Source organism: Brevibacterium sp. R8603A2 (genome assembly GCF_023072605.1).
In the GTDB taxonomy this organism is placed as follows: Bacteria; Actinomycetota; Actinomycetes; order Actinomycetales; family Brevibacteriaceae; genus Brevibacterium; species Brevibacterium pityocampae.
In genome coordinates this window covers 279,787-305,483 of sequence record NZ_JALLGN010000001.1, presented here as the reverse complement: position 1 = coordinate 305,483, position 25,697 = coordinate 279,787, and the positions used below count along the sequence as shown (strand labels likewise).

Here is a 25,697-nt window from a genome sequence, read left to right as displayed (position 1 = left end):
GGCTGTGCGCAGGCGGTCCGCGCAGGGGAGTGACCGGGTGCTCCGGTGACGGATATGCTCGGAGGCGAGTGCACTGTCGAACCGATGCTGCGGAAGGATGGATGTGATGGCGACAATCGCCTGGATCGGCCTGGGGAACATGGGCCACCCGATGACTGCGAACCTGGTGGGGGCCGGCCACACCGTGCGCGGCTTCGACCTCTCCGCCCCCGCCCTCGAGGCCGCCGCGGCCGACGGCGTGATCGCCGCCGGGTCCTCGACCGAGGCGCTCGCAGGTGCGGAGATCGCGTTCACCATGCTGCCGCGCGGGGAACACGCGCTCGCCGCCTACCAGGGGCCCGACGGGATCTTCGCGAACGCGGCCCCGGGCACCCTGCTCATCGACTGCTCGACGATCGATGTCGCCTCGGCCCGCACGCTGCACGACGAGGCGGCCGCGGCCGGCTTCGAGTTCCTCGACGCCCCCGTGTCCGGCGGCATCGCCGGGGCGCAGAAGGGAACGCTCGCCTTCATGGTCGGCGGCGAGCCGGACGTGGTGGAGAAGGCCCGGCCGTTCATCGAGCCGATGGCCGGCAACATCATCGCCACCGGCGAGGCGACGACCGGCCAGGCGGCGAAGATCTGCAACAACCTCATGCTCTTCATCAACATGGTGTCGACCTCGGAGGCGGCGGTGCTCGCCGACCGCCTGGGCCTCGACCACCGGGTGTTCCACTCGATCGCCAGCGTGTCCTCGGGCGACTCCTGGCCGCTGCGCACCTGGTACCCGTACCCCGGCGTCGTCGACTCCTCCCCGGCGAACAACGACTTCGCCCCCACCTTCACCGCCGACCTCGCGAACAAGGACATCACGCTCGCCCTCGCCGCGGCCGAGGAGACGGACACCCCGCTCGTCCTCGGCACCATCGTGCAGGAGATGCTCCAGCAGGTGTCCGACGCCGGCGCCGGCGACCGCGACTGCTCCATCGTCAAGAAGATCGTCGACGGGACCTTCCCGTCCTGAACCCGCGCCCCGCACCCGGAAGCGCTCCGGGCCCGCACGCTACGAGAGGAACACTGTGACCGACTTCCCAGCACCGAAGGACTGGAAGATGTACATCGGCGGCGAATGGGTCGATGCCGCCGACGGCTCCCGCACCGAGGTCATCACCCCGATCGACCGCAACCAGGTCGTCGCCACCGTGCCCGACGGCAAGGCCGAGGACGCCGACCGCGCCGTCGCCGCCGCCCGCGCGGCCTTCCCCGCATGGGCCGGCCTCCACTTCAAGGAGCGCCAGAAGCTCATCCTCCGCTGCGCCGACGCGCTCGAGTCGGCCACCGAGGAGCTCGCCCAGCTCACCGCGCTCGACACCGGCAACGCGATCCGCACCCAGGCCCGCCCGGAGACCGGCGTGCTCGTCGACCTGTTCCGCTACATGGGCGGCGTCGCCGGCGAGGTCAAGGGCGTCACCCTGCCGGCCGGCGACGGCGACCTCCACTACACCAAGCGCGAACCGCTCGGTGTGGTCGCTGGCATCCTGCCGTGGAACTCACCGCTGATGATCGCGGCGTTCAAGACCCCGGCCGCACTCACCGCCGGCAACACCCTCGTGCTCAAGAGCGCCGAGGACGCGCCCCTGACGATCGTCAAGATGGCCGAGATCATCGGCGACATCCTGCCCCCCGGCGTCTTCAACGTCGTCACCGGCAAGGGCTCGGTGATCGGTGAGGCGCTCGTCCAGCATCCGGACGTCGACAAGGTGTCCTTCACCGGGTCCACCGGGGTCGGCCGCCACGTCGCGGAGGTCGCCGGCAAGCGCCTCGCCCACTCCTCGATGGAGCTCGGCGGCAAGAGCCCGAACATCATCTTCCCGGACTCGAACACCGATGACGTGCTCGACCAGGTGCTCCTCGCCACCCGGTTCGCCCGCCAGGGCCAGTCGTGCACCATGGGCTCGCGCCTGTTCCTCCATACCGAGATCTACGACGACTTCCTCGGCAGGCTCGTCGAGCGGATCAAGGGGATGAAGGTCGGCGACCCGCGCGACGAGGCGAGCGACATCGGCTGCGTCATCAATGAGAAGCAGCACCGGCAGATCGCGGACTACATCGAGCTCGGCAAGTCGATGGACGGTGTCGAGATCGCCTACGACGGCGCGGACGACCTCGAGGTCGGCGAGCCCGGCTTCTACCACGCGCCGGTCGTGTTCTCGAAGGCGAAGAACGAGTGGAAGACGAGCCAGGAGGAGATCTTCGGCCCCGTCCTCTCGGTGATCCCGTGGACCACCGAGGACGAGGTCGTGGAGATGGCCAACGACAGCGACTTCGGGCTCGCAGCCTTCGTGTTCTGCCGCGACATCGACAAGGCGCTGCGGATGGCGGACCGGATCGAGTCCGGCTGGGTGCAGATCAACCAGGGCGGCGGGCAGGTCGTCGGCCAGTCCTACGGCGGGTACAAGACCTCCGGGTTCGGCCGCGAGGCCTCGCTCGAGGGCATGCTCGAGGGCTTCACCCAGATCAAGCAGATCAACGTCAAGATCCGCTGAGCCGAGGGCCGCTCGCACGCTCGTCCCGAGTCGGGCGGTGTGCGAGCGACCGCCGCTCATCCCGGTCACCCGGTCACCCGGGCACACGGGCACCGGTGGAGCGAACCACATCGATGTGATTCCGGGTAGAATGGCCGCATCCGAACAGAAGGCAGGTGGCATGGCGCACGTGGAGTCGGGCGCGCACGGCGGCGGTGATGCACCGCACGGCGAGCTCAGCACGCTCGAAGTCGCGGTTCTCGAGTTCGAGCGCCGCTGGTACACCTACGGCGGAGCGAAGGACCACGCGATCCGCGAGCGCTTCGACATGTCCGCCGCGTCGTACTTCCAGGTGCTGAACTCCCTGCTCGAGAACCCCGCGGCCTACGTCGCGGACCCGATCCTCATCAAGCGACTGCGGCGGATCCGTGACAGTCGACAGCGCCACCGCGCACAGGCCCGGATCGCGAGGTAACCGTGGCCGACTACCCCAAGGACGAGTTCGACGACCTGCCGGCGACCGGCAGGAAGGGCGCGCATCGGCGCGACGGCGGCCCTACCTCGCAGGCCGGGGCGCTCGCGCTCATCGCGATCCTCGCGATCGCCGCGCTGCTCCTCGTGTTCGGTGCGATCAACATCATCCGCACCTCGGCCGGCGACCCGGAGGAGAAGATCGCCGAGCCCACCGCTACCGCCGAGCCCACGAGCGAGGAAACGACTGAGGAGCCCTCCGTCGACATCGACGCGGTGGAGAAGACGGCCGCGGTCGCCGTCCTCAACGCCTCGGGCGTGTCCGGCGCGGGCTCCGCTTTCGGCGAGGCCGCCGAGGGCGCCGGCTGGACCGTGGCGCAGGTCGGCAACCACACGACGGCGGACACCGTGTCCTCGATCCACTACTCCGATCCGGAGTTCGAGGCCGAGGCGCAGGCGCTCGCCGAGCTGCTCGGGGTCACCGATGTCGAGGAGTCCGAGGAGTTCACGGACGACATCACCGTCGTCGTCTGCTCGGACATCGCGAACGATCCGCCGACTGCCGATGGGGCCGCGGAGGACCCCGGCGCCTGAGCCGCGGATCCCCGCGCTCATAGCCCTGACCTGGGCCGACTCCGTCCGTTTCGCGGCAAGCCCGCTTGTCCTGAAGTGGGTCCGGATGCGGCGGTTCTCCGAATGTTCATCAAGGCGGCTTGTGTTCCTCCGGGTGCGCGTCTAGGATGGGGAGCAGTCAACTGAGGCCCGTCGTGGCTTCCGGTAGAAGTTTTCAGCCGCGTGCACAGCACCGGCGGTGAATGAAGTATCGGCGTCATCTCGAAGTTTCAGGGGCTGATTCAATGCGCATCACGCGCGCTCACAGCTGTTTTGGAGAAATAATGGCGCAAGGTACTGTCAAGTGGTTCAATGCCGAAAAGGGATACGGTTTCATCACCGTTGACGGCAGCGAGCAGGACGTCTTCGTCCACTGGTCCGCGATCCAGATGGACGGATACCGTTCGCTGGAAGAGGGCCAGCAGGTCGAGTTCGAGGTCGGCCAGGGCGACAAGGGTCCGCAGGCGGAGTCCGTGACTCTGGCCTGATCGGCCGACAGACGGTGAACCGGGGGTTTCGACCTCCGGTTTTCTGTTGCCCCGGTGCGGTTCCCTCCCGGCGCACGCTGCCGGGAGGGAACCGCACCGGGGCATTTGCACTCGGTGGGGGAGAGTGCTAAATCTAGTACTGGTGTGACTCGGCTCCGCGAAGAGGGCCCAGCGCCGCTGTGGAAGGGAATCAGCGGAGCGAAGCCCGGCCGTCGCGGGCGCTGCGGAGACGAGATCGACAATCCACCCCGTTACAGGGAGGACCCCAGCCACTATGGCAAAGCTCATTGCATTCGACGAAGAAGCACGTCGCGGACTCGAGACCGGGCTCAACACCCTGGCCGATGCCGTCAAGGTCACGCTCGGACCGCGCGGTCGCAACGTCGTGCTCGAAAAGAAGTGGGGAGCGCCGACCATCACGAATGACGGCGTCTCCATCGCCAAGGAGATCGAGCTCGAGGACCCGTACGAGAAGATCGGTGCGGAACTCGTCAAGGAAGTCGCCAAGAAGACCGATGATGTCGCCGGCGACGGCACCACCACCGCCACGGTGCTCGCCCAGGCGCTCGTCCGCGAGGGCCTGCGCAACGTCGCGGCCGGTGCCGATCCGCTCAGCCTCAAGCGCGGCATCGAGAAGGCTGTCGCCGCGGTGACGGAGAAGCTCCTCGAGTCCGCGGTCGACGTGGACTCCAAGGAGCAGATCGCTGCGACCGCCGGCATCTCCGCCGGTGATCCCGCGATCGGCGAGCTCATCGCCGAGGCGATCGACAAGGTCGGCAAGGAGGGCGTCGTCACCGTCGAGGAGTCGAACACCTTCGGCCTCGAGCTCGAGCTCACCGAGGGCATGCGCTTCGACAAGGGCTACATCTCCGGCTACTTCGTCACCGACACGGAGCGCCAGGAGACGGTGCTCGAGGACCCCTACATCCTCATCGTCAACTCGAAGGTCTCGAACGTCAAGGATCTCCTCCCCGTCCTCGAGAAGGTGCAGCAGTCGGGCAAGCCGCTGGTCATCATCGCCGAGGACGTCGAGGGCGAGGCCCTGGCGGTGCTCGTGGTCAACAAGATCCGCGGCACCTTCAAGTCCGTCGCCGTCAAGGCCCCGGGATTCGGCGACCGCCGCAAGGCGCAGCTCGCCGACATCGCGATCCTCACCGGCGGACAGGTCATCGCCGAGGAGGTCGGCCTCAAGCTCGAGAACGCCACCCTCGACCTGCTGGGCACCGCCCGCAAGGTCGTCGTCACCAAGGACGAGACCACCATCGTCGAAGGTGCGGGCGACTCGGACGAGATCGCCGGCCGCGTGGCCCAGATCCGCGCCGAGATCGAGAACTCGGACTCCGACTACGACCGCGAGAAGCTGCAGGAGCGCCTGGCCAAGCTGGCCGGCGGCGTCGCAGTCATCAAGGCCGGAGCCGCGACCGAGGTCGAGCTCAAGGAGCGCAAGCACCGCATCGAGGACGCCGTGCGCAACGCGAAGGCGGCCGTCGAGGAGGGCATCGTCGCCGGTGGCGGCGTGGCCCTCATCCAGGCGGGCAAGACCGCGTTCGAGACCCTCGAGCTGACCGGCGACGAGGCGACCGGTGCGCAGATCGTCAAGGTCGCCATCGACGCCCCGCTCAAGCAGATCGCCACGAACGCCGGCCTCGAGCCGGGCGTGGTGGCCGAGAAGGTGCGCCACCTCGAGCCCGGTCACGGACTCAACGCGGCCACCGGTGAGTACGAGGACCTGCTCGCCGCAGGCATCAACGACCCGGTCAAGGTGACGCGCTCCGCGCTGGAGAACGCCGCCTCGATCGCCGGGCTGTTCCTCACCACCGAGGCCGTCGTCGCCGACAAGCCGGAGCCCGCTCCGGCGATGCCGGGAGCCGACGGCGGCATGGGCGGCATGGACTTCTGATCCAGCACGCACAGCAGCGCTGACTCCGGTCGGCACGGGGGCGAGGTCGCACGCGACCTCGCCCCCACTGCATTCATCGGTGCGGTACCTGCACCGGCCGCGCTCACTCGAGCCGGCGGTCGATCTCCCGGCGGCGCGCGCGGCGGTCGGCGCGGGTGGAGCGCGGCTCGTAGCGGAACGCGCTCGGGTTCGATTCGATCTCGGCCTGCGCACGGGGATCGCCCAGCCGGGCGCGCGCCCGGGTGGTGAGCATCTCCCGCCGCCTGCGGATGATCGAGCTCCGCGAGGACACGGTGGTGATGACGCTGATCCCGGTGCCGAGGATGACGAAGGCCGGCCAGAAGAAGATCAGACTGCCGGCGACGAAGCACGTCACCGCCCAGATGAGCACGGTGATGAGGGACGGGGTGGCCGCTCCGACGATCGCCTTCCGCACGTCCTCCCGGTACAGCTCGACCGCCGCGGCGTCGATCGCCTCGGGCGTGGTCGGGGTGCCGGAGTACTCGTCGAGCGCCTCGAGCTCCGGGCGCACCAGGGTGCCGCTGCCGGGCGGTCCGCCGTCGGGCCGGATGAGGTCCTCGACGAGCGGCACGGCCTCGCCCAGCCGGCGCAGGCCGGCGGCGGCGTCGAGCCGCTCGCCGTGCTCGGCGATGTCGAGGAGTCCTTCGGCGAGCGCGGCGTTGAGGATCTCGAACACCGCATTGCGGTCCGCGTCGGACGCCCGCAGGCCGCCCTCGGCGCGCGGGTCCGCGCTGAAGGACGACCAGGCGGAGCTGTCGAGAGCCATGCGCCCAGACTACCCCCGTCCCCGGCTACCATCGAGAGCGTGGATCCCGTCGTCGTGCTCATCGTGCTCTTCGTGTTCGTCGGAGCGCTCATGCAGCGGACCACCGGGATGGGCTTCGCGCTCGTCGCCGGGCCGTTCCTCGTCGTCCTCCTCGAACCCGTGCCCGGCGTCGTGCTCGTCAATTTCTGCGGCGTCGTGTCCTCCTCGATCGTCATGGCCCGGACCTTCCGGGAGATCCGATGGCCGCGAGTGTGGGTGCTCGCCGTCGGCGCGCTGCTGGGGACCGTGCCGGGAGCGCTCCTCACCACGGTGATGCCCGGCTGGGCGGTCCACGTGTTCATCGGCCTGCTCATCGTCGCCGCGCTGTCCGCCTCGCTCCTCGGCAGCCGCTACGCCCCGCCGATCGAGCCCACCACCGCGCGGACCGCGACGGCCGGGTTCTTCTCCGGCTTCATGAGCGGCTCCGCCGGGGTCGGCGGCCCGGCCGTGAGCGTCTACGCGATCATGACGCGCTGGGACCAGCGCAGCTTCGCGGCGACCCTGCAGCCGTACTTCATCATCGCCGGGATCGGCGCGATCGCGGCGAAGATCCTGTTCGACGGGGCGCACGCGGTGCCGCAGCTCGAGATCGGGATCTGGGCCGCGATCATCGCCGCCCTCGTGCTCGGCCAGGTGGCCGGGGAGTTCCTGTCCCGCGTCATGCCGGTGCACATCGCCCGGATCATCATGATCGCCCTCGCGTTCGGCGGCGGCATCCTCACGCTCGTCATCGGACTCACCGAGCTCGCCGGCCGCTGAGCCGCCCGGGGCTCGATACCGGGCCGCAGTGCAGGTGGGGCACAGATCGCTGCCAGGTTGACCACGGATAATCGAGGCAGTCCGCTCGATCCGTCAACACCATGGAGAGGTACGCAATGGGATACGTGTTCGTGGCCCTGCTCGTCATCGTCGGCGTGGCCTTCTACGTCGGCTCGCGACGGGAGCGGAACCGGGCACTCGAACAGCGCAGGGCGGAGCTCGAGCTCGTCAGGGGCACCGCCGCCGAGGACGTCACCGCCTACGGCGAGGAGGTCGCCGACCTCGACATCGTCACCGCCGGGGTCGAGCTCGACGAGGGCGGCCGCCAGGACTACCAGCGGGCGATCGACGCCTACGACACCGCCAAGGAGACCCTCGACAGGGTCGACGACCCGGAGGACATCCGCCACGTCACCGAGGCGATCGAGGACGGCCGCTACGCCGCCAAGTGCGTGCGCGCCCGCGTCGAGGGCAAGCCCCTTCCGGTGCGCCGCCCGCCCTGCTTCTTCAACCCCCAGCACGGCCCCTCGATGCAGGACATCGACTGGGCGCCCGTCGGCGGCCGGCCCCGTCCCGTGCCCGTGTGCGCGGCCGACGCCGAGCGCGTCGCCGTGGGCGCGGAGCCCGCGGTCCGCAAGGTCGTCACCGGTGACGGGCGCACCCGCCGCGCCTACTGGGAGGCCGGTCCGGCCTACGCCGAGTACAACCGCGGCTACTTCAACTCCTACGCCGGCTCCGGCCTGCTGCCCGGCGTCCTCATGGGCGCGATGATGTTCGGCGGCTTCGGCGGCGGCTGGGACGGCTCCTACGGCGAGGGCTACCAGGACGGCCTCGGTGCCGGCGAGGGCGGCGGCGAGGACATGGGCGGCGGCTTCGGCGAGGACATGGGCGACATGGGCGGCGGATTCGACTTCGGGTTCTGAGCCCCCGGGCGCGCAGACGTGGCGGGCGCTACCCTGGAAGCACCGCATGCATGTCCCCGCCGCACGCATCCTGCACCGGCGGACCCGAGTCCGGAAGGTCAGCACCCGCATGGAGTCAGTCGAGATCCGGGACGATAGCATCACCCTCGGTCAGGTCCTCAAGCTCCACGGAGTGGCCGAGAACGGAGCGCTCGCCAAGCAGCTCATCGCCGGCGGCGAGGTCAGCGTCAACGGCGAGGTCGACACCCGGCGCGGCCGGAGCATCACGCCCGGCGACACCGTGTCCGTCCTCGGCATCTCCTTCACCGTGGTCCGCGCGGAATAGCTACTGCCCGGTCATCCCGGGGGCGTCCCACACCGGCGACCACTTCGAGAGGTCGGGCTCGACGGTGAGCTCGCCGGACACGATGCCGCGGATCTGGATCTCGAGCGCGGTGTCGCGCCGGTGCGGCCCGGTCTGCACGAACGGGTAGAAGGTGCCGCGCTTGTAGAGGTAGATGAGTGCGGCGCGGGTGCCCTCGGCATCGGCGAGGTAGAGCGCCGAGCACAGGAGCATCGGCCCGAACCCCTGGTTCTCCAGCGAGGAATTCACCGCGTGGACGTTGGTGACGAGGTTCGAGGTGTTCGCCTGCGCCTCGCTGATGACCTGCCACGTGTACCCGAAGCCGTCGTTCTCCTGCCGCACCGTGCAGTCGGGGTCCTTGGCGATGAGCGCCCGGCTCTCCTGCTCGACCTGCGCGAACGCGCCGCCCTCGACCTCGCGGAACGCCACGGCCGCGGTGCCGGTGGGACGCATGCCCGTCGCCGCCTCGAGCGTGAGGACCGCCGGCGGCAGCGCGAACAGGTCGTCGAGATTGGCCTTCTTGGGCGTGCTGCGGCCGAGCAGGGCGTCGAAGAATCCCATCGGGACCCCTTTCACATCGGGCGGGAGAGGTCCTCGGAGATCCGCTGGAGCTGGGCGAGGCGCTGCTCCAGGCTGGGGTGCGTGCTCAGCAGCTGCACGACGTCGCGGCCGTTGATCGCCGGGACGAGCGCCAGGTGGTTCGCGCCGGAGGCGGCGCGGAGATCCTGCGCGGGGATCCGGCCCATCTCACCGCTGATCTTCGTCAGTGCCGAGGCGAGCGTCGAGGGGCTGCCGGTGAGGTAGGCGGCCGCACGGTCCGCGGCGAGCTCCCGGTAGCGGGAGAGCACCCGGATGAGGACGAAGCTCAGGGCGTAGACGACGACGCCGACGAGCATCATGGCGAGCTGGATCGGGATGCCGCCGGTGTTCGAGTTTCCCCGGCCGCGCCCGCCGGAGTAGAGGAAGCTGCGCATCATCAGCCCGGCGACCACACCGGTGACCCCGGCGACCGTCATCACCGTGACGTCGCGGTGCGCGACGTGGGAGAGCTCGTGGGCGAGCACCGATTCGACCTCCGCGGGCTCGAGCTGCTCGAGCAGGCCGCGCGTCACGCACACCACGGAGTGCTGGGGCGAGCGCCCGGTGGCGAAGGCGTTGGGCACGGGGGAGTCGGAGTACGCCACCCGCGGCTTCGTCGAGTCGGCGAGCTGGCACAGCCGGTCGACCATGACGTGGAGCTCGGGCGCCTCCTCCGGCGTGACGACGCGCGCCCGCATCGACTTGAGCGCGATCGAGTCGGAGAAGTACCACTGGAAGAAGAAGATCCCGACGCTGATGAGGAGCGCCAGGATCGCCCCGGCCGTGCTCCGCCCCAGGATCCACCAGATCGCGAGGATGAGGACGACGTAGATCAGCCCGTTGAGGAACACGGTGACGCCCATGCGGAACGACAGTCCGCGGTCCTTGATGAATCGCGAGGTGGCCATGGAGACGAGCGGCCTGCTTCCTGTGGTTGCGGTCCGCCCCGGCCGGTGCCGGGGCGGCGGACGGTGGCGCGCAGGGACCCGCGCGCCGCGGGCTCAGGCGGGGTCGGGGAGGAAGCCCTCGCCGGTGAGCAGCCGGCGGATGTCGTCGATCTCGGCATCCGGGTAGGGGATGACGATGTCGGACCCGCCGAGGAAGTCCTCGGAGACCGGCTGCGCGTGGTCGTAGATGTACTGGCGGAGCGTCTCGAGCGCCCGGTGGACGTGGTCGGCATCGCCGGACTCGACGGCCTCCTCGACCTCGGCGTCGTACTTCTGCAGGGTGTCCTGCTCGACGTCGGCGACGTCGAACTGGCCCTCACCCATGATGCGGACGATCACTGCGCACCTCCGCGGCCGTCGACGGTGCCCTCCGCGGTGCCCTGGGCCGGGTCGGCGATCTCCGCGTCCTCGGCCTCGAGGGCGGGACGGCGGGCGCCGCCGCTGCCGCTCGGCAGCGAGTCGCGCATCCGGGCGAGCTCCATCTCCACGTCGTTGTCGCTCGACAGCGCGTCGAGCTGGGCGGAGATGTCGTCCTTCGCGGTGCCGGTCATGTCGTCGAGCGCGCCGGAGGCGATGAGCTCGTCGACGGCGCCGGCGCGGGCCTGCAGCTGCGCGGTCTTGTCCTCGGCCCGCTGGATCGCCAGGCCGACGTCGCCGAACTCCTCGGAGATGCCGGTGAAGGCCTCGCCGATCTTCGTCTGCGCCTCCGCGGCGGTGTACGTCGCCTTGATCGTCTCCTTGCGGGTGCGGAAGGCGTCGACCTTGGCCTGCAGGCGCTGCGAGGCGGTGGTGAGCTTCTGCTCCTCGGCCTGGAGGTTCTGGTGCTGCGTCTGGAGGTCGGCGATCTGCTGGGACAGGCCGGACTTCCGGGTGAGCGCCTCGCGGGCGAGGTCCTCGCGGTTGACCTCGAGGGCCTTCTGCGCCTGCGACTGGAGCTTCGACTGCTGCTGCTCGAGCTGGCCGATCTGGAGCTCGAGGCGCTTGCGGCTCGTCGCCACGTCCGCGACCCCGCGGCGCACCTTCTGCAGGAGCTCGAGCTGCTTCTGGTACGAGTAGTCGAGGGTCTCGTTGGGGTTCTCGGCCTTGTCGAGGGCCGAGTTCGCCTTGGCGCCGAAAATCATGGCGATGCGTTTGAAAATGCTCATGCTCAGGGAGTCTCCTTCGGAGCCGGTCGGAGAGCCGTGGGCGCGGGCCGGGGAACACCGGCGGCCACGACGCTCGGTCGCGCGTGCTGTCCCGGTCCACACTACTGCGTGAGTCTGGAAATTTCCGCCGAGATCCGCGCCGGGCCCGCGCTGCGCGGCACCAGGCGGCGGCGCCCACCGCGCGGGTCTCCCGGCGCTCAGCGCATGAAGAGCCGGGTGTTCGCCTCCTCGACCTCGCTGTACTGCCGGCCGGCGAGCTGGAGCGCCTCCTTGATCGAGGCGAGCGACTCGTGGACGCGGCGCTGCACGGCCTCCCAGTCGTCGACGACCGCGGTGAAGTTCTGCGCCGCGCTGCCGCGCCAGCACTCGTTGAGGGTGCGCAGATGATGGAGCAGCTGGTCGACCTCGCCGCCGAGCACGGTCACCGACCGGGATGCGGTGGCGGCGGTGGCGAGGACGCGCTCGGAATCGACTTCGAACAGGGACATGGGATCCTCCTGGGGTGACGGGCTGGTGCTCCCAGGTTCGTCCCCCACCGGTCCGCCGCGCCAGGCACGGACGGGGGCTGTGGATGACGCGATATCGTCCACAGCCCCCGGCTCGCACGCGTGGGTGCGCCTGTGACCTCCGGTCCCGGCGTCAGCCCTCGCCGAGCGTCGTCTGCACGTTCGTCTCCGAGCCGCCGCGCACGATCGTGAGCGTGACGGTGTCGCCGACCGCCTGCGCACGGATGATCGCCTGGAGCGACACACTCGAGTTCACCGGGGTGTCGTTGACCGCGATGATGTGATCGCCCTGCTGGATGCCGGCCTGGTCGGCCGCGGAGCCGCCCTCCACAGCGGAGACGACCGCGGAACCGCGGGAGATGCCGCCGCTCTCGACCTCGCCGGAGGTGATGCTCACCCCGAGGTGCGGGTGCTTGGCCTCACCGGTGGAGATGAGCTGGTCGGCGATGTTCGTCGCCTGCGAGATCGGGATCGCGAATCCGATGCCGATCGAGCCGCTCTGCCCGCCGGAGCCCGGCTGCTGCAGGGTCGCCGTCGAGGAGTTCACGCCGATGACCTCGCCCTGCCCGTTGACGAGCGGACCGCCGGAGTTGCCGGGGTTGATCGCGGCATCGGTCTGGATCGCGTTGGTGATCGTCAGCGCGATGTCCTCCTCCGAGGGGTTCTCCCCGATGTTCGAGGTGGTCACCGGTCGATTGAGCGCGGAGACGATGCCGGTGGTCACGGTGTCGGCGAGCCCGAGCGGGTTGCCGAGCGCCATCACCGGGTCGCCCACCTGCATCGCCGCGGAATCACCCACCGGAAGCGGGGTGAGTCCCTCGGGCTGCTGGTCGAGTTGGAGCACGGCGATGTCCGTCTCCGGATCACGGCCGACGATCGAGGCGCTCACCATCGCACCGGAGTTCGTCACCACCTGCACCTCGCCGCCGGCGGTGTCGGCGGGGGCGACGACGTGGTTGTTGGTGATGATGTAGCCCTGGTCGCCGTAGACGAACCCGGAGCCCACACCGGACATCTGACCGTTGGTGCCCACCTGGATCGCGACGACACTCTGCGTGGCCTCGGCGGAGATCGCGGTCCAGTCCGGGGTCTCGATCGTCACCTCCTCCTGCGACTGCCGATCGTTCTGCGCATCGAGGAAGAACGCGGTGCCGACGCCGATCGCTCCGCCGATGAGCGCGGCGACGAGGGTGAGGGCGAGGAGCGGGAGCCAGCCCGGTCCGCGGCGGCCGCGCCCCGGTCCCGAGGCGGGAGCCGGCGACGCCGGGCCGGAGCCGGCCGGTCCGGCGTGTGCTGTGGTGCCGACCGCAGTGCCGGTGGAGGTCGTGCCGGCGGCGGGGGCTCCCGCGGAGCCGTAGCCCGGCCGGGTGCCGCCCTGCTGTTTGTACTGCTGGCCGTATCCCGGCGCCCCGCCCTGCTGTCCGTAGCCCGGCTGTCCGGCCGGTGCGGACTGTCCCGAACCGGGTCGGCCGTAGCCCTGCCGGCCGGGCTGACCCTGCTGACCCGGGGACTCCTGACCCGGGGACTGCTGACTGTAGCCCTGCTGACCCGAGGGCCCGGCAGGAGCAGTGGGAGACCCGAAGGTCGGGCGCTGCGGTTCGGCATGCCGGCCGGGACCGGAGGCGTACCCGGGGGTGTGCTGCCCGTATCCGGACTGTCGGGGGTCTCCGGGTCCGGGGCGCTGGGGATCGTCGCTCATGGGTGGTCCTTTCTCATCGGCTCGCTGTCCTCATCGGGGGTGTCCTGCGGGGGGATGGGGAGGTCGACGCGGAACGTCGCACCGCCTCCCGGGGTCGGGTGCACGGAGATCTCTCCGCGGTGGGACTCGACGATCGCCTTGACGATCGACAGGCCCAGGCCGGAGCCGCCGGTGTCGCGGTTGCGCGAGGAGTCGAGGCGGTAGAACCGCTCGAAGATCCGCGGCGCGAGGCCCGGGTCGATGCCCTCGCCGTGGTCGCGCACCTCGAAGCGGACGCGGCCGGCGGGGAACCCGCGGAGGTTCTCGCTCACGCTCACCCCGCCGGTGGCCGACACATCGGGCACGATGGCCTGCTCGCCGGTGCGGGTGCGGGCGCGCTCCTCGGCCCGGGCGGCCTTCTTCTTCTCCGCGCTCTGCTTGCGCTCCTCGCTCGACTCGCGGCGGAAGATCCGCACCGGCCCGGTGACGAAGCCGCGCTCCGGCTTGGACTCCTCGGGCTCGGCGGCGGGCTCGGGCAGGCCGACGACGCCGACGGCGAACTCGATCGCGGTCTGCGGCGGCGTGTGCCGCACGGCGTTGCCGACGAGGTTGACGATGACCTGCCGGAGCTTGGCGTCGGAGCCGATGACCGACGGCACCGGGCGGGCGTCCTCGCCGTCGAGCCCGATGAAGGCGATGTCCCGGTCGGGGTCCTGCGCGGCGGCGTCCGCGGCGGCGTCGCGGACGATTGCCCCGAGGTCCACCGGACCGGTCTCAGTCTGCCGCAGCTCGTCCATCCGGGCGAGCAGCACGAGGTCCTCGACGAGCACCCCCATGCGCTTCGCCTCGGCCTCGATCCGGCTCATCGCCTGGGCGATGTGCTCCGGGTCGGTGACCGCACCCTGCCGGTAGAGCTCGGCGTAGCCGCGGATCGTCACGAGCGGGGTGCGCAGCTCGTGGGATGCGTCGGACACGAACTGGCGGATCCGCTTCTCCGAGCGGGTCTGCCCGTCGAAGGAGTCCTCGATCCGGCCGAGCATGGTGTTGAGCGCCGCGGACAGCCGGCCGAGCTCCGTGCCCGGCGGGTACGTCGACACGCGCTGGCTGAGGTCCCCGGCGGCGATCCGGGAGGCGGTCTCCTCGATCGCCTTGAGCGGGCGGAAGGTGTTGGTGATGGCGAAGTACCCGACCCCGGCGACGAGCGCGAGCGCGAGCAGGCCGATCCCGACCATGGTGTTGCGGGCGCGCTCGCTGATCGCGTCGACCTCGCGGTCGAAGGGCACCGCGATCGCGACGAGGAGGTCGGAGTTGCTCACGGTGAGCGCCCGCACCCGCCACTGGGAGCCGGTGCCGTTGACGGTGAACGGCCGTCCCTGCATCGTCGTGACCGTGTCGGTGTCGATCGTCGGCAGGCGCGGGGTGTTGTCCGGCTCCGGGGCCACCGGTTCGTAGATCCGTTCGCCGTCGGTGGTGTAGAACTGCACGTAGTACGAGCCGGGGAGCAGGTTGCGCAGCGAGTCCTCCGAGGGCGTGGTGGACTCCGGGGTGCGCAGCGGGGAGGGCACGAGCACCTGGTCGGCGGCCTGGATCGCGAGCGCCTCGGAGGCCTGGATGAGCCGCTGGTCGGTGCGCTCGATGAGGCTCGCGCGGAGGTTCTCGAGGACCCAGGCGCTCGTGCCGGACAGGACGAGCACCATGAGGGTCATCATGATCGAGAGGAGCTTGGTCGTGAGCGACCACTCCTCCCAGATGACCGTCCGGTCCCTGCGGCTGTGTCTGACGGGGGCGGAGATGGCTCGGTCGCCTACTTCTGCTCGGGCGTGCGGAGCATGTATCCGACGCCGCGCTTGGTCTGGATCATCGGCGTCCACGCGAGCTCGACGGGATTGCCGGCCTCGTCCGTGGTGGGCGCGGTGTCGATCTTGCGGCGCAGGTAGGAGATGTAGGACTCGACGATGCCGGTGTCGCCGCCGAAGTCGTACTCCCACACGTGATCGAGGATCTGCGCCTTCGACAGCACGCGGTTCGCGTTGAGCATGAGGTAGCGCAGGAGCTTGAACTCGGTCGGGGAGAGGTCGATGAGGATGCCCCCGCGGCGCACCTCGTGGGTGTCGTCGTCGAGCTCGAGCTCGCCGACCTCGATGACGGCGGTCTCCTCCTCCTCGAGGCTGTGGGTGCGGCGCAGCACCGCGCGGATGCGGGCGACGACCTCCTCGAGGGAGAACGGCTTGGTGACGTAGTCGTCGCCGCCCACCGTGAGGCCGGTGATCTTGTCGGAGGTGTCGTCGCGTGCGGTGAGGAAGACGACCGGGATGTGGCGCCCGGCCTGGCGCAGGCGGCGCGTGACGGTGAAGCCGTCCATGTCCGGGAGCATGACGTCGAGGACGAGGAGGTCCGGTTCGGTCTGCTCGGCCAGGCGCAGGGCCTCGGTGCCGTTGGCCGCGGACACCACGTCGAATCCGGCGAAGCGGAGGCTGGTGGAGAGCAGCTCGCGGATGTTGGGCTCGTCGTCGACGACGAGGAGGGTCGCCTCGACGTCCTGGGCTTCATGGTGAGTCGTGTTCATGGTCCGAGTATGCTCCCCGAATCTGGTAGTCGGCTGGATGTCGACTGAGCATGAATGTGATGTGAGTCATATCTAGGACGATGCGCGACCCGGGGGTGGGATTCACGCATGGTAGCTCCCGTCGTCCGGTGAGTCCTGGATGATGTCGCGGCCCTCGATCGGCGATCCGGAGGTCCCGACGGGCGCGTCGTCGAGGCCGACATCGGGGATCCCGTCGCGGTTCCGGTCGGGGGAGTAGCGGGCGCCGCGGAGGCGGGGGTCCGGGCCGAACCGGTCGGCCGAGGCGGCGTTCCAGTCCGCCGCCCAGCCGCGCGGCGGGTCGCTGAGGAGCTCGCCGTGGCGCAGCCAGTTGTAGAGCGTCTGATAGGTCACCACCTCGGTCTGCGAGATGCGGCGGCGCAGCATCCGCAGGTCGAGCTCCTCGGGGCCGGACACCCCGAGCGTGGAGAGCATCTGCTTGGTCTCCTCGATCGTCGCCCGGTGGTAGTTGTAGACCTGCTCGGACTTCGAGGGGACGTCGAGCCCGCGGGCGAGCTTGGGGTCCTGCGTGGCCACGCCCGTGGGGCAGTGGTTGGTGTGGCACTTCTGGGCCTGGATGCAGCCGACGGCCATCATCATCGCGCGCGCCGACATGCAGAAGTCGGCGCCCTGGATGAGCAGCCGCACGATGTCGTGGCCGCTCGCGATCTTGCCGGCCGCGCCGATCCGGATGTGCTCCCGCAGGCCGCAGCCCATGAGCGCGTTGTGGACGATGTGGAGGCCCTCGGCGAGCGGCGTGCCCATGTGGTCCTCGTACTCGAGCGGGGCCGCCCCGGTGCCGCCCTCCGCGCCGTCGACGATGATGAAGTCGGGCAGGATGCCGGTGGCGAGCATCGCCTTGCACAGGGCGAGGAAGTCCCGACGCATGCCGACGCAGAGCTTGAAGCCGATCGGCTTGCCGCCGGAGAGCTCGCGCAGCTGCGCGATGAACTCCATCATCTCCGTCGGGGTGCCGAACGCCGAGTGCCCGGGTGGGGAGATGCAGTCCATGCCCACGGGCACACCGCGCGCCTCGGCGATCTCCGGGGTGACCTTGTCGCCGGGCAGCACCCCGCCGAGGCCGGGCTTGGCGCCCTGCGAGAGCTTGATGGAGACGGCGCTGACCTCGTCGAGCCGGGCCTTGGCGGCGAACTCCTCGGGGGAGAAGTTCCCGTCCGCGTCGCGGCAGCCGAAATAGCCGCTGCCGAACTCCCACAGGAGATCGGCGCCCGCGCCGAGGTGGTATTTCGTCAGGCCGCCCTCCCCGGTGTCGTGGAGGAAGCCGCCCTTGGCCGCGCCCCGGTTCATCGCGAGCACGGCGTTCTTCGACAGGGAGCCGAAGCTCATCGCGGAGATGTTCAGCAGCGAGGCGTCGTAGGGCAGGGTGCACTGGGGACCGCCGAGGCGCACGCGATGCTCGCCCTCGGGTATCCGGCCGGGCTGGACCGAGTGGACGAGGTACTCGTATCCCGGGGAGCGCACCTCGAGCTCGGTGCCGAAGGACTTGACCGAGTGGGTGCCGGCGGCGCGCTCGTAGACGAGGAGCCGGACATCGCGGTCGAAGGGCTTGCCGTCGTAGTTCCGCTCGACGAAGTACTGCTGGATCATCGGCCGGATCGTCTCCATGAGGTACCGGCCGCGGCCGATCACCGGGAAGTTCCGCAGGATCGCGCGCTCGCGCTGGGTGATGTCGATGATGCCGAGGACGAGGAGGAGGATCGCGGGGCCGGCGAGCAGCCACCACCAGGCGGAGACGACCACCGCCAGCAGGACGGAGGCGGCGACCAGGGCGAGGAGTGCGACGAACACGGCGATGGCGACCATGGGACCAGCCTACGCCGGTGCTCCGGCGCGGTCACCGGGCCGGGTCCGCGCCGGTGCCGACCGTGCGGCACAAGGCGCCCTGCCCGTCCGGTTCAACCGGCCTCGGCGGCCTCCTGCCGTCTGCGGTAGGCCGCGACGTGGGCCCGGTTGCCGCAGTTGCCGACGTCGCAGTACCGCTTCGAGCGGTTGCGGGAGAAGTCGACGAACACTGCGTCGCAGTCCTCGGCGGCGCAGTGCTGGAGGCGGGAGAGCTCCCCGTCGCGGACGACGTCGACGAGCACGAGAGCGATGTCGATCGCGATCCGGTCGGCGAGCGGCGCGGTCTGCGCCACCGCGTGGAGGTGCCAGCCCCAGTCGTCGTGGTCGACGAGCTGGGGGAGCGCATTGCATCGCAGCAGGGTGGCGTTGACGAGGGCGACGACCGATTCGACGGAGTCCGCGCCGAACACCGTGGCGAACTCCGAGCGGACCGCGTGCACCCGCTCGAGTTCCGTCGCGGTCCCGGTGAGCGGGCCGGAGAAGCCGTGGGTGCGCACGAATTCGGTGAGCGATGCGGGGTCGGGGAGGTCCTCGACGTCCCGGCGGCCGCTGTTGACCAGGTCGACGAGCATGAGCAGGTTGGAGCGCGCCTCGTAGGTGAAGGTCATGGTCGGACCAGTCTACCGGGCGGGCCTTCCCGGGCGCAGCAGATGTCAGGCGCATCACGCATTTGACTCATGAGCCAGGGATCGTGTCTACTGAGATCCGGCGGGGCTCTGTCATGAGTCAAATGTCGAACACTCATGAGTGATGCAGATCACTCCCCATCATCCCGTGAGGAGGACACCATGAAGCAGCAGGTCGCGCTGGGTCTCGCCCTGACCCTCCTGTCGTCGTTCCTGTTCGCCGCATCCGGCCCCGTGGCCAAGGCGATGTACGCGGTCGGCTGGACGCCCGGCGCGGTGGTGCTCCTCCGCCTGCTCGGCTGCGCGATCGTGCTCGCCGTTCCCACCGTCGTCGCGATGCGCGGACGCTGGGGCGCGGTGCGCGCGCACTGGCGCATCGTCGTCGTCTACGGCGTCGTCGCGATCGTCGGCGTGCAGCTCCTCTACTTCCTCGCCGTCGAGCACCTCACCGTGGCCGTCGCGCTGCTGCTCGAGATGACCGCACCGCTGATGATCGTGTTCTGGGTGTGGATGCGCACCGGCAGCCGCCCGGCACCGGCGACCTTCGCCGGCATGGTCACCGCGATGCTCGGGCTCGTGCTCATCCTCGACCCGCGCGGGGCCGAGCTCCACCTCGGCGCGGTGCTCCTGGCGCTCGGCGCCGCGGTGTGCCTGTGCGCCTACTTCCTCATCGGGGCGAAGGCCGACATCGACATCCCGCCCGTCGCCCTGACCGGGCTCGGCATGGGTGTGGGTGCCGGTGTCATGCTCGCGCTGTGGCCCACGGGGATCCTCGAGTACTCCTTCACCTCCGTCCCGGTCGACCTCGGCGGGGCCGAGGTGCCGTGGTGGGTCGCTGTGGGGCTGCTCGCGGCCGCGACCGCCGGGGCCTACCTCACCGGCGTCATGGGCCTGCGGATGATCGGGGCGACCGTGTCGAGCTTCGTCAACCTCACCGAGGTGCCGTTCTCCGTGCTCGTCGCCTGGCTCGTGCTCTCCGAGCTGCCCGGCTACGTGCAGCTCGTCGGCGGCGTGTTCATCATCGCCGGCGTCGTATTCATCAAGCTCGGGGAGTCCCGCGCCCCCGTCCGCGAGGTCGTGGTCGACGAGGTCACCGCGGCCGAGGACGCGCTCACCGAGGACGCGAGCTCCGGGGCGGGCCCCCGTGCCGCCGGGGATGCCGCGAGCCCGGAGCTCCGGGCCGTCGACGGCTGAGCTGCCGGCTGACCGGCGGGAGGCTCAGTCCTCGAACGGGTGGTTGTGGATCGTGTACGCGTAGCCCTGCTCGGTGAGGAACCGGCGACGGTGCGCGGCGAACTGCTCGTCGAAGGTGTCCGCGGCGACGACCGTGTAGAAGGTCGCCGGCTCCGCGTGCGCCTTGGGGCGCAGGATCCGGCCCAGGCGCTGCGCCTCCTCCTGCCGGGAGCCGAAGGCGCCGGACACCTGGATCGCGACGGACGCCTCGGGCAGGTCGACGGAGAAGTTCGCGACCTTCGACACGACGAGCACGCGCACCTCCCCGGACCGGAAGGCATCGAACAGGCGGGTGCGCTCGCTCACCGGGGTCTGCCCGGTGAGGACGGGCGCGCCGAGCGCGGCCCCGAGCTCCTCGAGCTGGTCGAGGTACTGCCCGATGACGAGCACCTGGGCGCTCGGATGCGCGGCGACGAGGTCCTCGACCACAGGCACCTTCGCATCCGAGCAGGCGGCGAGCCGGTAGCGGTCCTCGCCGTCGGCCCGGGCGTAGGCGATCCGGGTGCCGGAATCCAGGCGCACCCGCACCTCGTGGCAGGTCGCCTGGGCGATGTAGCCGGCCTTCTCGATCTCCTTCCACGGCGTCTCGAACTGCTTGGGGCCGATGAGGGAGAACACCTCCTCCTCGCGCCCGTCCTCGCGCACGAGCGTCGCGGTGAGGCCCAGGCGGCGGCGCGCCTGCAGACTCGCGGTGAGGCGGAACACCGGAGCGGGCAGCAGGTGGACCTCGTCGTAGACGACGAGCCCCCAGTCGCGCGCATCGAGCAGCTCGAGGTGGAGGTAGGAGCCCTTCCGGCGGGTGGTGAGGACCTGGTAGGTCGCGATCGTCACCGGCCGGATCTCCTTGACGGTGCCCGAGTACTCGCCGATCTCCTCGGCGGTGAGCGAGGTGCGGCGCAGCAGCTCGGCCTTCCACTGCTGGGCGGACACCGAGTTCGTCACGAGGATGAGCGTGGTCGTGCCGACGGCGGCCATCGTCGCCGCCCCGACCACGGTCTTGCCCGCCCCGCACGGCAGCACGACGACGCCGGATTCCCCGGTGAGGAAGGAGTCGACCGCCCGCTGCTGGTAGTCGCGCAGGTGCCAGTGCGCCGGACTCCCCGGCCCGGACCCATCGTCGTCGGCCGCCTCGGCCTCCGGGTCCGGCTCCGGGGCGTCGGCGGTGAGGGCGATGCTGTGGGCCTCGCCGTCGACGTAGCCGGCGTGGTCGGCCACCGGGTGGCCGAGCTTGAGCAGGCGGTGCTTGAGCTCGCCGCGCTCGGAGGGGTGGACGGCGACGGTGCCCGCATCGATCCGGGCACCGAGGATGCCGGCCAGCTCCGGCTGCCCGACGAGATCGTCGAGGAGCTCGGGGCGGGCGCTCGTGAGGACGAGCCCGTGGACGGGCGAGGTGACGAGGGTGAGGACGCCGAACCGGTCCATGATGTCGACGATGTCGAGGAGCACCTCGTGCGGCACCGGGTGCCCGGCGAACTCGAGCAGGGTGTCGACGACGGATTCCGCGTCGTGGCCGCTGGCGCGCGCGTTCCACAGCCCGAGCGGGGTGATCGTGTAGGTGTGGACGTGCTCCGGGGTGCGGGCGAGCTGTGCGAAGGGCGCGATCGCGACGGCCGCCTCGGCGGCGTCCGGATGGGCGGCCTCGAGGAGGATCGTCCGGTCCGACTGGACGATGAGCGGGCCGCTCATGCCGGCCCCGCCTCGGCCGCCGGTCCGCCGTCCGGCTCCCCGGCAGGGGGATCGAGCGGAGCCGCCGCTGCGATCCGGGACACCGCGAGGGCGATCTCGGTGGTGCGCCCGCCGGCCTGGCGCACTCCGCGCACGCGGCCGCCGGTGATCTGCGTGGGGCGCAGTGCGAGGCGTCGGCGCGCCCCGTCGGCGCCGACGACGGTGACCTCGACGGCGCGGCCGGCGGCCTGCGCCTCCCGCAGCACGTCGAGCACGCTGAGCGGGGACGCGCCCGCCTGCACCGGAGCCGCAGCGGTGCGGCCGCGCAGCAGGCCGGCGATGAAGGCGGGACGCTCGTCCGCGGGGATCCGCAGCGAGCTGCGGGCCACGGCGCCGGAGTGCCGGCGGCGGACCGCGCGCGGCCGGGGGCCCGCCCCGGCGCTGTGCGAGCCGATCGGCTGCCCGGTCGCCTCGAGGAGCGTGGTGAGCCGGTCCTGCGAGACCTTCGCGAGCGCCACGGTGGGGGCGATGCGCTCGAGGCCGGCGCCGGCGAGCAGCGGGTCGGCGAGCAGCGGGTCGAGGTCGTCGGGCCGGTCGACGACGACGACGGCGCGGGCCGGGGCGACCTGCACCCGGTGGAGCTTCGCGGCGGCCTCCTCGACGAGGAAGCGCAGCGGCTGCGGGACGCCGGTCGAGGACACCTGCTCGATGAACGCGAGGACGTCCGCGGCGGAGCGCCCCCGTCGGAGCGCGCGGGACACCGAATCGGCGGTGAACCGGTAGACGGTCCCCTGCCCGCGCGCCTCGATCAGCGCGATGTCGTCGAGCTGCGCGTGGAGGCGCGGCGCCACCGGCCCGGCGGCGACGGCGGTGAGATCGGACTGGACGAGCACGGTGGTCTGCAGCTCCGGGAGCGCGGCGTCCACCCGGGCAGGCAGCTCCGGCCCGAGCTCGACGAGCGCCGGATCGTAGCCGGCCGGCGTCGCGGCGGCGCGCATCGCGGTCACGAGCGCACGTGCGGCCAGCCGTCCGAATCCCGTGAGCCCGTGGGCGTGCGGGGCGGTGAGTGGGGAGCACACGAGTCCGAACGCCTGCGCCTCGCGGAGCACCTGGGCCAGCGTTCCGGGGCTCAGCGCGGCGGCGAGCGGCCGCTCCCAGCGCAGCTGTGCGAGCAGGGCGTCGACGGGGACCGCCCAGGCGTCGCTGACCTCGGCATCTGCGCCGCCGGTCATCGCACCGGCGTCCGCCGCGCCGTCTGCGGGAGCGGCCGCGAGGAGCGCGGCGAGCACGAGGTGCTTGAGGAGGGGGAGCTGGGGGAGCGCGGACGGGAAGCCCGCGTAGGGGTTGAGGCGGCCGTGCCCGGCGGCCGAGGACAGGGCGTGGACGCGCTCGCCGCGCCCGGTCCGGCCGGCGAGCACGTGGGTGGTGTCGACGGTGCCGGTGAGCCAGGTGGTGAGCAGCCGGGCGTGCGCCTCGGCGCCGGGCAGCGCGAGGAACTCGTCGTAGTGCGCCGTCGGCAGCCACTGCGGGTCGACGTCGGAGCCGCCCACCCCCAGCAGGTCGGAGGCTCCGGCGAGCTCGAGGAGGAACACCGCGTGCTCGGGCTCGAGGCGCGCGGCCCGGGCGCGGAGCTGGACGTCGCGCTTGCCCACCCCGCCGCTCGTGAGCTGGGAGGGCGGGTCGTCGTCGACGGCGTCGAGGAGGGAGAGCACCTCGGACAGCAGGCCCGAGGCGGCCGCGGCCTGCGCATTGGAGACGAGGGCGGCCGGGATCCGCACCGGTTCCACCGGGACCGGGCGCTGCGCGGTGAGCCAGTCGATGTCCTGGGCGCGGTCCGCCGCGGAGGTCGGCAGCAGGCCGACCGTCTCCGCATGGACCCGCAGGAGCGGGGCGGACAGGGGGTCCGCGATGTGCTCGGCCTGGGCCGGCCAGACGAGGCCGAGTGCGAGCAGCCGGGTGAGCACCCCGGGCGCGGCGGCGAGGGTGGACGCGGGGACCGCGGGATCGACGCGGGCGGCCACGGCCGCGCGGTGGACGGCGCGCAGCTGCTCGGTGTCGAGCGATTCGATGGCGGCGGCGACGGCCGCCCGGGTCGCGGCCCGCGCAGCCAGGGCCGCGGCGTCGGGGGTGTCGCTGCGGAGGAGGTCCGGCCGGGCCTCGCACACGGCGAGGAACCAGGAGTCCTCGGCGCGGGAGAGCCAGGAGGCGAAGGAGATGAGCTGAGGCATCCGCTCCAGTGTAGTCCGGCTACAATGGTGGAGCTTGCGGGATCGGGGCCACCGTGCCCACGACCGCACCGACGACATGATCCACGACCAGACCCACGACCGCACGGAGGAGGTACGGCACATGGCAGTCGAACCCACCGCGGAGACCGGCCGCGCCGATGCGATCATCGTCGTGACCGCCCTGGCGCTCAGCCTCGTCGGACTCGTCGCGCTCGCCCTCGTCGTCATCGTCGGGGTCTCGGGCGGAACGCCGTCCGGTGCCCTGACCTGGATCGGAATGATCACGATCCCCGTGGCGTTCCTCCTCCTGCTCGTGGAGTTCGCCCGCGCCATCGCACGCCGCCGCCGGGCCTGAGCTGCGCTGCCCGCACCCGGCGCCCCGCCGCCCGGCACCGCCGCTGCGCCGCTCCCCGGGCACCACCACTGCACACATCACTTCCCGCGAAAGGACATCATGCCGACCGGACGAGTCAAATGGTTCGACGCCGACAAGGGATTCGGCTTCGTCACCGCCGACGACGGGGAACAGGTGTTCCTCCATTCGACCGCGCTGCCCGACGGCGCCGAGATCAAGCAGGGCACCCGCCTCGACTTCGACATGATCGACGGCCGCAAGGGCAAGCAGGTGCTCAAGGCCCGGCTCATCGAGCCCCCGGTCGCCAAGCGCGCCCGCCGCGACCCGGACAAGACGGCGATGATGATCGAGGACGTCATCCGGCTCCTCGACGACACCTCGAACGGCCTGCGCAGGGGCCGTTATCCCGACAGCGGGCATTCGCATAAGGTGGCAGAAGTACTGCGTGCCATCGCCGACGACCTGGAGGGCTGATGTCGGAACTCTTCTCCCGCTGGCTGCACGACGTGGAACCGGCACCCGCCGCCGGGTCCGCTCCTGCCCACGCCGCCGCCGCGGATCGCCCGACCGCCCGTCGCGCCGCCCGGCCGAGCCCGGACTCGCTCCTCCTCGAGGCCGTCGACGCCGCCCGCAGCGCGATCGCCGAGGTCGCCGACCCGAACCACATCGGCGCCCACCTGGGCGCGGTGATGGAGGGGCAGCGGCTGGCCACCCATTCCTTCGCCTGCACCGCGAAGGCCTACCGCGGCTGGCACTGGGTCGCCGTGCTCGCCCGCGCCCCGCGCTCGAAGACCATCACCGTGTGCGAGACCGCGCTGCTGCCCGGCGATGACGCGCTCGTCGCGCCCCGCTGGCTGCCGTGGGAGGACCGCCTGCAGCCGGGCGACCTGAGCGCCCGCGACACCCTGCCCAAGGTCGACGACGATCCCAACCTCGAGGCCGGCTTCGAACAGGTGCCGCTCGCCGAGGACGAGGACGACGCCGTCGACCAGCTGCCGATCTTCGAGCTCGGGCTCGGCCGCCGCCGCGTGCTCTCCGCCCAGGGGATCTCCCACGCCGCGGAGCGCTGGCACGACTCGGAGGCCGGACCGGACGGCGAGTTCGCCAAGCGCGCCTCGGCCCAGTGCGTCACCTGCGGCTACCTGCTGCCGATGGCCGGCAGCCTGCGCACCCAGTTCGGGGTGTGCGCCAACCAGTGGTCGCCGTTCGACGGGCGCGTCGTCGCGCTCGACGCCGGTTGCGGTGCGCACTCCGAGACCGACGTCGAGCGGCAGGCCCCGGAGACCGCGCAGCCCGTCATCGACGACCTCCACGACACCGTCGACGTGTCGGCCGGCGAGGCGTCTGCTGCTGAGGCGTCTGCCGCTGAGGAGGCACCCGCGGCCGAGGCGCCGGCTGCCGATGCACCCGTTACCGAGGTGTCGACGAGCGGCGCCTCGGGCTGAGCGCCGCGATGGATACG

At 71.2% G+C, this 25,697-nt stretch carries 26 protein-coding genes; 13 read left to right on the top strand and 13 right to left on the bottom strand.

What is annotated here, in order from left to right; translation table 11 throughout:
• The first annotated feature begins 106 nt into the window (after nucleotides 1-106).
• The 6 genes from mmsB (at nucleotide 107) to groL (ending at nucleotide 5,975) form a co-directional block, all read left to right on the top strand.
• Nucleotides 107-1,003, top strand: coding sequence for a 3-hydroxyisobutyrate dehydrogenase (gene mmsB, locus MTQ12_RS01360; protein ID WP_137318902.1), 897 nt, complete (start codon nucleotides 107-109; stop codon nucleotides 1,001-1,003).
• Between the two features lie 55 nt (nucleotides 1,004-1,058).
• Nucleotides 1,059-2,525, top strand: a complete 1,467-nt coding sequence (locus MTQ12_RS01355) for an aldehyde dehydrogenase family protein (RefSeq protein ID WP_247423342.1) — start codon at nucleotides 1,059-1,061, stop codon at nucleotides 2,523-2,525.
• Nucleotides 2,526-2,685: 160 nt separating this feature from the next.
• On the top strand, nucleotides 2,686-2,979 hold the full coding sequence (locus MTQ12_RS01350) for a DUF3263 domain-containing protein (RefSeq protein WP_137318903.1): 294 nt from the start codon (nucleotides 2,686-2,688) through the stop codon (nucleotides 2,977-2,979).
• Nucleotides 2,980-2,981: 2 nt separating this feature from the next.
• Nucleotides 2,982-3,569: a LytR C-terminal domain-containing protein gene (locus MTQ12_RS01345; protein ID WP_247423341.1), complete on the top strand. Its 588-nt coding sequence runs from the start codon at nucleotides 2,982-2,984 to the stop codon at nucleotides 3,567-3,569.
• A gap of 302 nt (nucleotides 3,570-3,871) precedes the next feature.
• Nucleotides 3,872-4,075 carry a cold-shock protein gene (locus tag MTQ12_RS01340; protein ID WP_137318905.1) on the top strand — a complete coding sequence of 68 codons (204 nt, stop codon included), beginning with the start codon at nucleotides 3,872-3,874 and terminating at the stop codon, nucleotides 4,073-4,075.
• Nucleotides 4,076-4,349: 274 nt separating this feature from the next.
• Nucleotides 4,350-5,975: a chaperonin GroEL gene (gene groL, locus MTQ12_RS01335; RefSeq protein ID WP_247423340.1), complete on the top strand. Its 1,626-nt coding sequence runs from the start codon at nucleotides 4,350-4,352 to the stop codon at nucleotides 5,973-5,975.
• 103 nt (nucleotides 5,976-6,078) lie between these two features.
• Here the strand turns inward: groL and MTQ12_RS01330 are convergent, their stop codons facing one another.
• Nucleotides 6,079-6,762, bottom strand: a complete 684-nt coding sequence (locus tag MTQ12_RS01330; protein ID WP_247423338.1) for a DUF1707 domain-containing protein — start codon at nucleotides 6,760-6,762, stop codon at nucleotides 6,079-6,081.
• Nucleotides 6,763-6,801: 39 nt separating this feature from the next.
• On the opposite strand from MTQ12_RS01330, the gene MTQ12_RS01325 reads away from it, so the two are divergent.
• The 3 genes from MTQ12_RS01325 to MTQ12_RS01315 all read left to right on the top strand — a co-directional run bounded on the left by MTQ12_RS01325 (nucleotide 6,802) and on the right by MTQ12_RS01315 (nucleotide 8,808).
• Nucleotides 6,802-7,560, top strand: a complete 759-nt coding sequence (locus MTQ12_RS01325; RefSeq protein ID WP_247423336.1) for a sulfite exporter TauE/SafE family protein — start codon at nucleotides 6,802-6,804, stop codon at nucleotides 7,558-7,560.
• A gap of 116 nt (nucleotides 7,561-7,676) precedes the next feature.
• Nucleotides 7,677-8,483 carry a hypothetical protein gene (locus MTQ12_RS01320; RefSeq protein ID WP_247423334.1) on the top strand — a complete coding sequence of 269 codons (807 nt, stop codon included), beginning with the start codon at nucleotides 7,677-7,679 and terminating at the stop codon, nucleotides 8,481-8,483.
• A 109-nt stretch (nucleotides 8,484-8,592) separates the two neighbouring features.
• The gene (locus MTQ12_RS01315; RefSeq protein WP_247423331.1) at nucleotides 8,593-8,808 is read left to right on the top strand and encodes an RNA-binding S4 domain-containing protein; all 216 of its coding nucleotides are present in this window, start codon (nucleotides 8,593-8,595) and stop codon (nucleotides 8,806-8,808) included.
• Here the strand turns inward: MTQ12_RS01315 and MTQ12_RS01310 are convergent, their stop codons facing one another.
• The 10 genes from MTQ12_RS01310 to MTQ12_RS01265 all read right to left on the bottom strand — a co-directional run bounded on the left by MTQ12_RS01310 (nucleotide 8,809) and on the right by MTQ12_RS01265 (nucleotide 18,736).
• Entirely contained in the window at nucleotides 8,809-9,387 is a 579-nt protein-coding gene (locus MTQ12_RS01310) for a hypothetical protein (protein WP_247423329.1), read from the bottom strand.
• A gap of 11 nt (nucleotides 9,388-9,398) precedes the next feature.
• Entirely contained in the window at nucleotides 9,399-10,313 is a 915-nt protein-coding gene (gene htpX, locus MTQ12_RS01305; RefSeq protein ID WP_247423327.1) for a zinc metalloprotease HtpX, read from the bottom strand.
• Nucleotides 10,314-10,406: 93 nt separating this feature from the next.
• Nucleotides 10,407-10,691 carry a hypothetical protein gene (locus tag MTQ12_RS01300; RefSeq protein WP_247423325.1) on the bottom strand — a complete coding sequence of 95 codons (285 nt, stop codon included), beginning with the start codon at nucleotides 10,689-10,691 and terminating at the stop codon, nucleotides 10,407-10,409.
• Nucleotides 10,688-11,497 (bottom strand): PspA/IM30 family protein, encoded by an 810-nt coding sequence (locus tag MTQ12_RS01295; RefSeq protein WP_247423324.1) that lies wholly within the window; start codon nucleotides 11,495-11,497, stop codon nucleotides 10,688-10,690. Before MTQ12_RS01295 ends, MTQ12_RS01300 begins: the two co-directional genes overlap by 4 nt.
• Before the next feature lie 197 nt (nucleotides 11,498-11,694).
• Nucleotides 11,695-11,985: a WXG100 family type VII secretion target gene (locus tag MTQ12_RS01290; protein WP_247423323.1), complete on the bottom strand. Its 291-nt coding sequence runs from the start codon at nucleotides 11,983-11,985 to the stop codon at nucleotides 11,695-11,697.
• Nucleotides 11,986-12,136: 151 nt separating this feature from the next.
• On the bottom strand, nucleotides 12,137-13,702 hold the full coding sequence (locus tag MTQ12_RS01285; RefSeq protein WP_247423322.1) for a trypsin-like peptidase domain-containing protein: 1,566 nt from the start codon (nucleotides 13,700-13,702) through the stop codon (nucleotides 12,137-12,139).
• Entirely contained in the window at nucleotides 13,699-15,387 is a 1,689-nt protein-coding gene (locus MTQ12_RS01280; RefSeq protein ID WP_247423642.1) for an ATP-binding protein, read from the bottom strand. Before MTQ12_RS01280 ends, MTQ12_RS01285 begins: the two co-directional genes overlap by 4 nt.
• A 98-nt stretch (nucleotides 15,388-15,485) precedes the next feature.
• Nucleotides 15,486-16,247 (bottom strand): response regulator transcription factor, encoded by a 762-nt coding sequence (locus tag MTQ12_RS01275; protein WP_137318917.1) that lies wholly within the window; start codon nucleotides 16,245-16,247, stop codon nucleotides 15,486-15,488.
• Between the two features lie 102 nt (nucleotides 16,248-16,349).
• Entirely contained in the window at nucleotides 16,350-18,089 is a 1,740-nt protein-coding gene (locus MTQ12_RS01270) for an FMN-binding glutamate synthase family protein (RefSeq protein WP_247423321.1), read from the bottom strand.
• A gap of 92 nt (nucleotides 18,090-18,181) precedes the next feature.
• Nucleotides 18,182-18,736, bottom strand: a complete 555-nt coding sequence (locus MTQ12_RS01265) for a CGNR zinc finger domain-containing protein (RefSeq protein ID WP_247423320.1) — start codon at nucleotides 18,734-18,736, stop codon at nucleotides 18,182-18,184.
• A gap of 180 nt (nucleotides 18,737-18,916) precedes the next feature.
• On the opposite strand from MTQ12_RS01265, the gene MTQ12_RS01260 reads away from it, so the two are divergent.
• Nucleotides 18,917-19,948, top strand: a complete 1,032-nt coding sequence (locus tag MTQ12_RS01260; protein ID WP_247423319.1) for an EamA family transporter — start codon at nucleotides 18,917-18,919, stop codon at nucleotides 19,946-19,948.
• A gap of 24 nt (nucleotides 19,949-19,972) precedes the next feature.
• Here MTQ12_RS01260 and MTQ12_RS01255 read toward each other — a convergent pair whose 3' ends face one another.
• A complete protein-coding gene (locus tag MTQ12_RS01255) occupies nucleotides 19,973-21,673 on the bottom strand; it encodes a DNA repair helicase XPB (RefSeq protein ID WP_247423318.1) in 1,701 nt (566 codons plus the stop codon).
• The gene (locus MTQ12_RS01250) at nucleotides 21,670-23,880 is read right to left on the bottom strand and encodes a helicase-associated domain-containing protein (protein WP_247423316.1); all 2,211 of its coding nucleotides are present in this window, start codon (nucleotides 23,878-23,880) and stop codon (nucleotides 21,670-21,672) included. Before MTQ12_RS01250 ends, MTQ12_RS01255 begins: the two co-directional genes overlap by 4 nt.
• Before the next feature lie 121 nt (nucleotides 23,881-24,001).
• Between MTQ12_RS01250 and MTQ12_RS01245 the strand changes: the two genes are divergently transcribed.
• The 3 genes from MTQ12_RS01245 to MTQ12_RS01235 all read left to right on the top strand — a co-directional run bounded on the left by MTQ12_RS01245 (nucleotide 24,002) and on the right by MTQ12_RS01235 (nucleotide 25,680).
• Nucleotides 24,002-24,235 (top strand): hypothetical protein, encoded by a 234-nt coding sequence (locus MTQ12_RS01245; protein ID WP_137318921.1) that lies wholly within the window; start codon nucleotides 24,002-24,004, stop codon nucleotides 24,233-24,235.
• A gap of 99 nt (nucleotides 24,236-24,334) precedes the next feature.
• A complete protein-coding gene (locus MTQ12_RS01240) occupies nucleotides 24,335-24,709 on the top strand; it encodes a cold shock domain-containing protein (protein ID WP_137318922.1) in 375 nt (124 codons plus the stop codon).
• The gene (locus MTQ12_RS01235) at nucleotides 24,709-25,680 is read left to right on the top strand and encodes a DUF3027 domain-containing protein (protein ID WP_247423314.1); all 972 of its coding nucleotides are present in this window, start codon (nucleotides 24,709-24,711) and stop codon (nucleotides 25,678-25,680) included. The genes MTQ12_RS01240 and MTQ12_RS01235 overlap by 1 nt, the downstream gene beginning before the upstream one ends.
• Nucleotides 25,681-25,697: the final 17 nt, after the last annotated feature.

Bases quoted from the DNA above. Each gene is read 5' to 3' on its own strand.
- MTQ12_RS01280 (WP_247423642.1), bottom strand. From the start codon at position 15,387: ATGACCCTCATGGTGCTCGTCCTGTCCGGCACGAGCGCCTGGGTCCTC.
- MTQ12_RS01250 (WP_247423316.1), bottom strand. From the start codon at position 23,880: ATGCCTCAGCTCATCTCCTTCGCCTCCTGGCTCTCCCGCGCCGAGGAC.
- htpX (WP_247423327.1), bottom strand. From the start codon at position 10,313: ATGGCCACCTCGCGATTCATCAAGGACCGCGGACTGTCGTTCCGCATG.
- mmsB (WP_137318902.1), top strand. From the start codon at position 107: ATGGCGACAATCGCCTGGATCGGCCTGGGGAACATGGGCCACCCGATG.
- MTQ12_RS01350 (WP_137318903.1), top strand. From the start codon at position 2,686: ATGGCGCACGTGGAGTCGGGCGCGCACGGCGGCGGTGATGCACCGCAC.
- groL (WP_247423340.1), top strand. From the start codon at position 4,350: ATGGCAAAGCTCATTGCATTCGACGAAGAAGCACGTCGCGGACTCGAG.
- MTQ12_RS01275 (WP_137318917.1), bottom strand. From the start codon at position 16,247: ATGAACACGACTCACCATGAAGCCCAGGACGTCGAGGCGACCCTCCTC.
- MTQ12_RS01315 (WP_247423331.1), top strand. From the start codon at position 8,593: ATGGAGTCAGTCGAGATCCGGGACGATAGCATCACCCTCGGTCAGGTC.
- MTQ12_RS01240 (WP_137318922.1), top strand. From the start codon at position 24,335: ATGCCGACCGGACGAGTCAAATGGTTCGACGCCGACAAGGGATTCGGC.
- MTQ12_RS01340 (WP_137318905.1), top strand. From the start codon at position 3,872: ATGGCGCAAGGTACTGTCAAGTGGTTCAATGCCGAAAAGGGATACGGT.
- MTQ12_RS01330 (WP_247423338.1), bottom strand. From the start codon at position 6,762: ATGGCTCTCGACAGCTCCGCCTGGTCGTCCTTCAGCGCGGACCCGCGC.
- MTQ12_RS01310 (WP_247423329.1), bottom strand. From the start codon at position 9,387: ATGGGATTCTTCGACGCCCTGCTCGGCCGCAGCACGCCCAAGAAGGCC.
- MTQ12_RS01270 (WP_247423321.1), bottom strand. From the start codon at position 18,089: ATGGTCGCCATCGCCGTGTTCGTCGCACTCCTCGCCCTGGTCGCCGCC.
- MTQ12_RS01265 (WP_247423320.1), bottom strand. From the start codon at position 18,736: ATGACCTTCACCTACGAGGCGCGCTCCAACCTGCTCATGCTCGTCGAC.
- MTQ12_RS01290 (WP_247423323.1), bottom strand. From the start codon at position 11,985: ATGTCCCTGTTCGAAGTCGATTCCGAGCGCGTCCTCGCCACCGCCGCC.
- MTQ12_RS01295 (WP_247423324.1), bottom strand. From the start codon at position 11,497: ATGAGCATTTTCAAACGCATCGCCATGATTTTCGGCGCCAAGGCGAAC.
- MTQ12_RS01260 (WP_247423319.1), top strand. From the start codon at position 18,917: ATGAAGCAGCAGGTCGCGCTGGGTCTCGCCCTGACCCTCCTGTCGTCG.
- MTQ12_RS01285 (WP_247423322.1), bottom strand. From the start codon at position 13,702: ATGAGCGACGATCCCCAGCGCCCCGGACCCGGAGACCCCCGACAGTCC.
- MTQ12_RS01320 (WP_247423334.1), top strand. From the start codon at position 7,677: ATGGGATACGTGTTCGTGGCCCTGCTCGTCATCGTCGGCGTGGCCTTC.
- MTQ12_RS01245 (WP_137318921.1), top strand. From the start codon at position 24,002: ATGGCAGTCGAACCCACCGCGGAGACCGGCCGCGCCGATGCGATCATC.
- MTQ12_RS01255 (WP_247423318.1), bottom strand. From the start codon at position 21,673: ATGAGCGGCCCGCTCATCGTCCAGTCGGACCGGACGATCCTCCTCGAG.
- MTQ12_RS01235 (WP_247423314.1), top strand. From the start codon at position 24,709: ATGTCGGAACTCTTCTCCCGCTGGCTGCACGACGTGGAACCGGCACCC.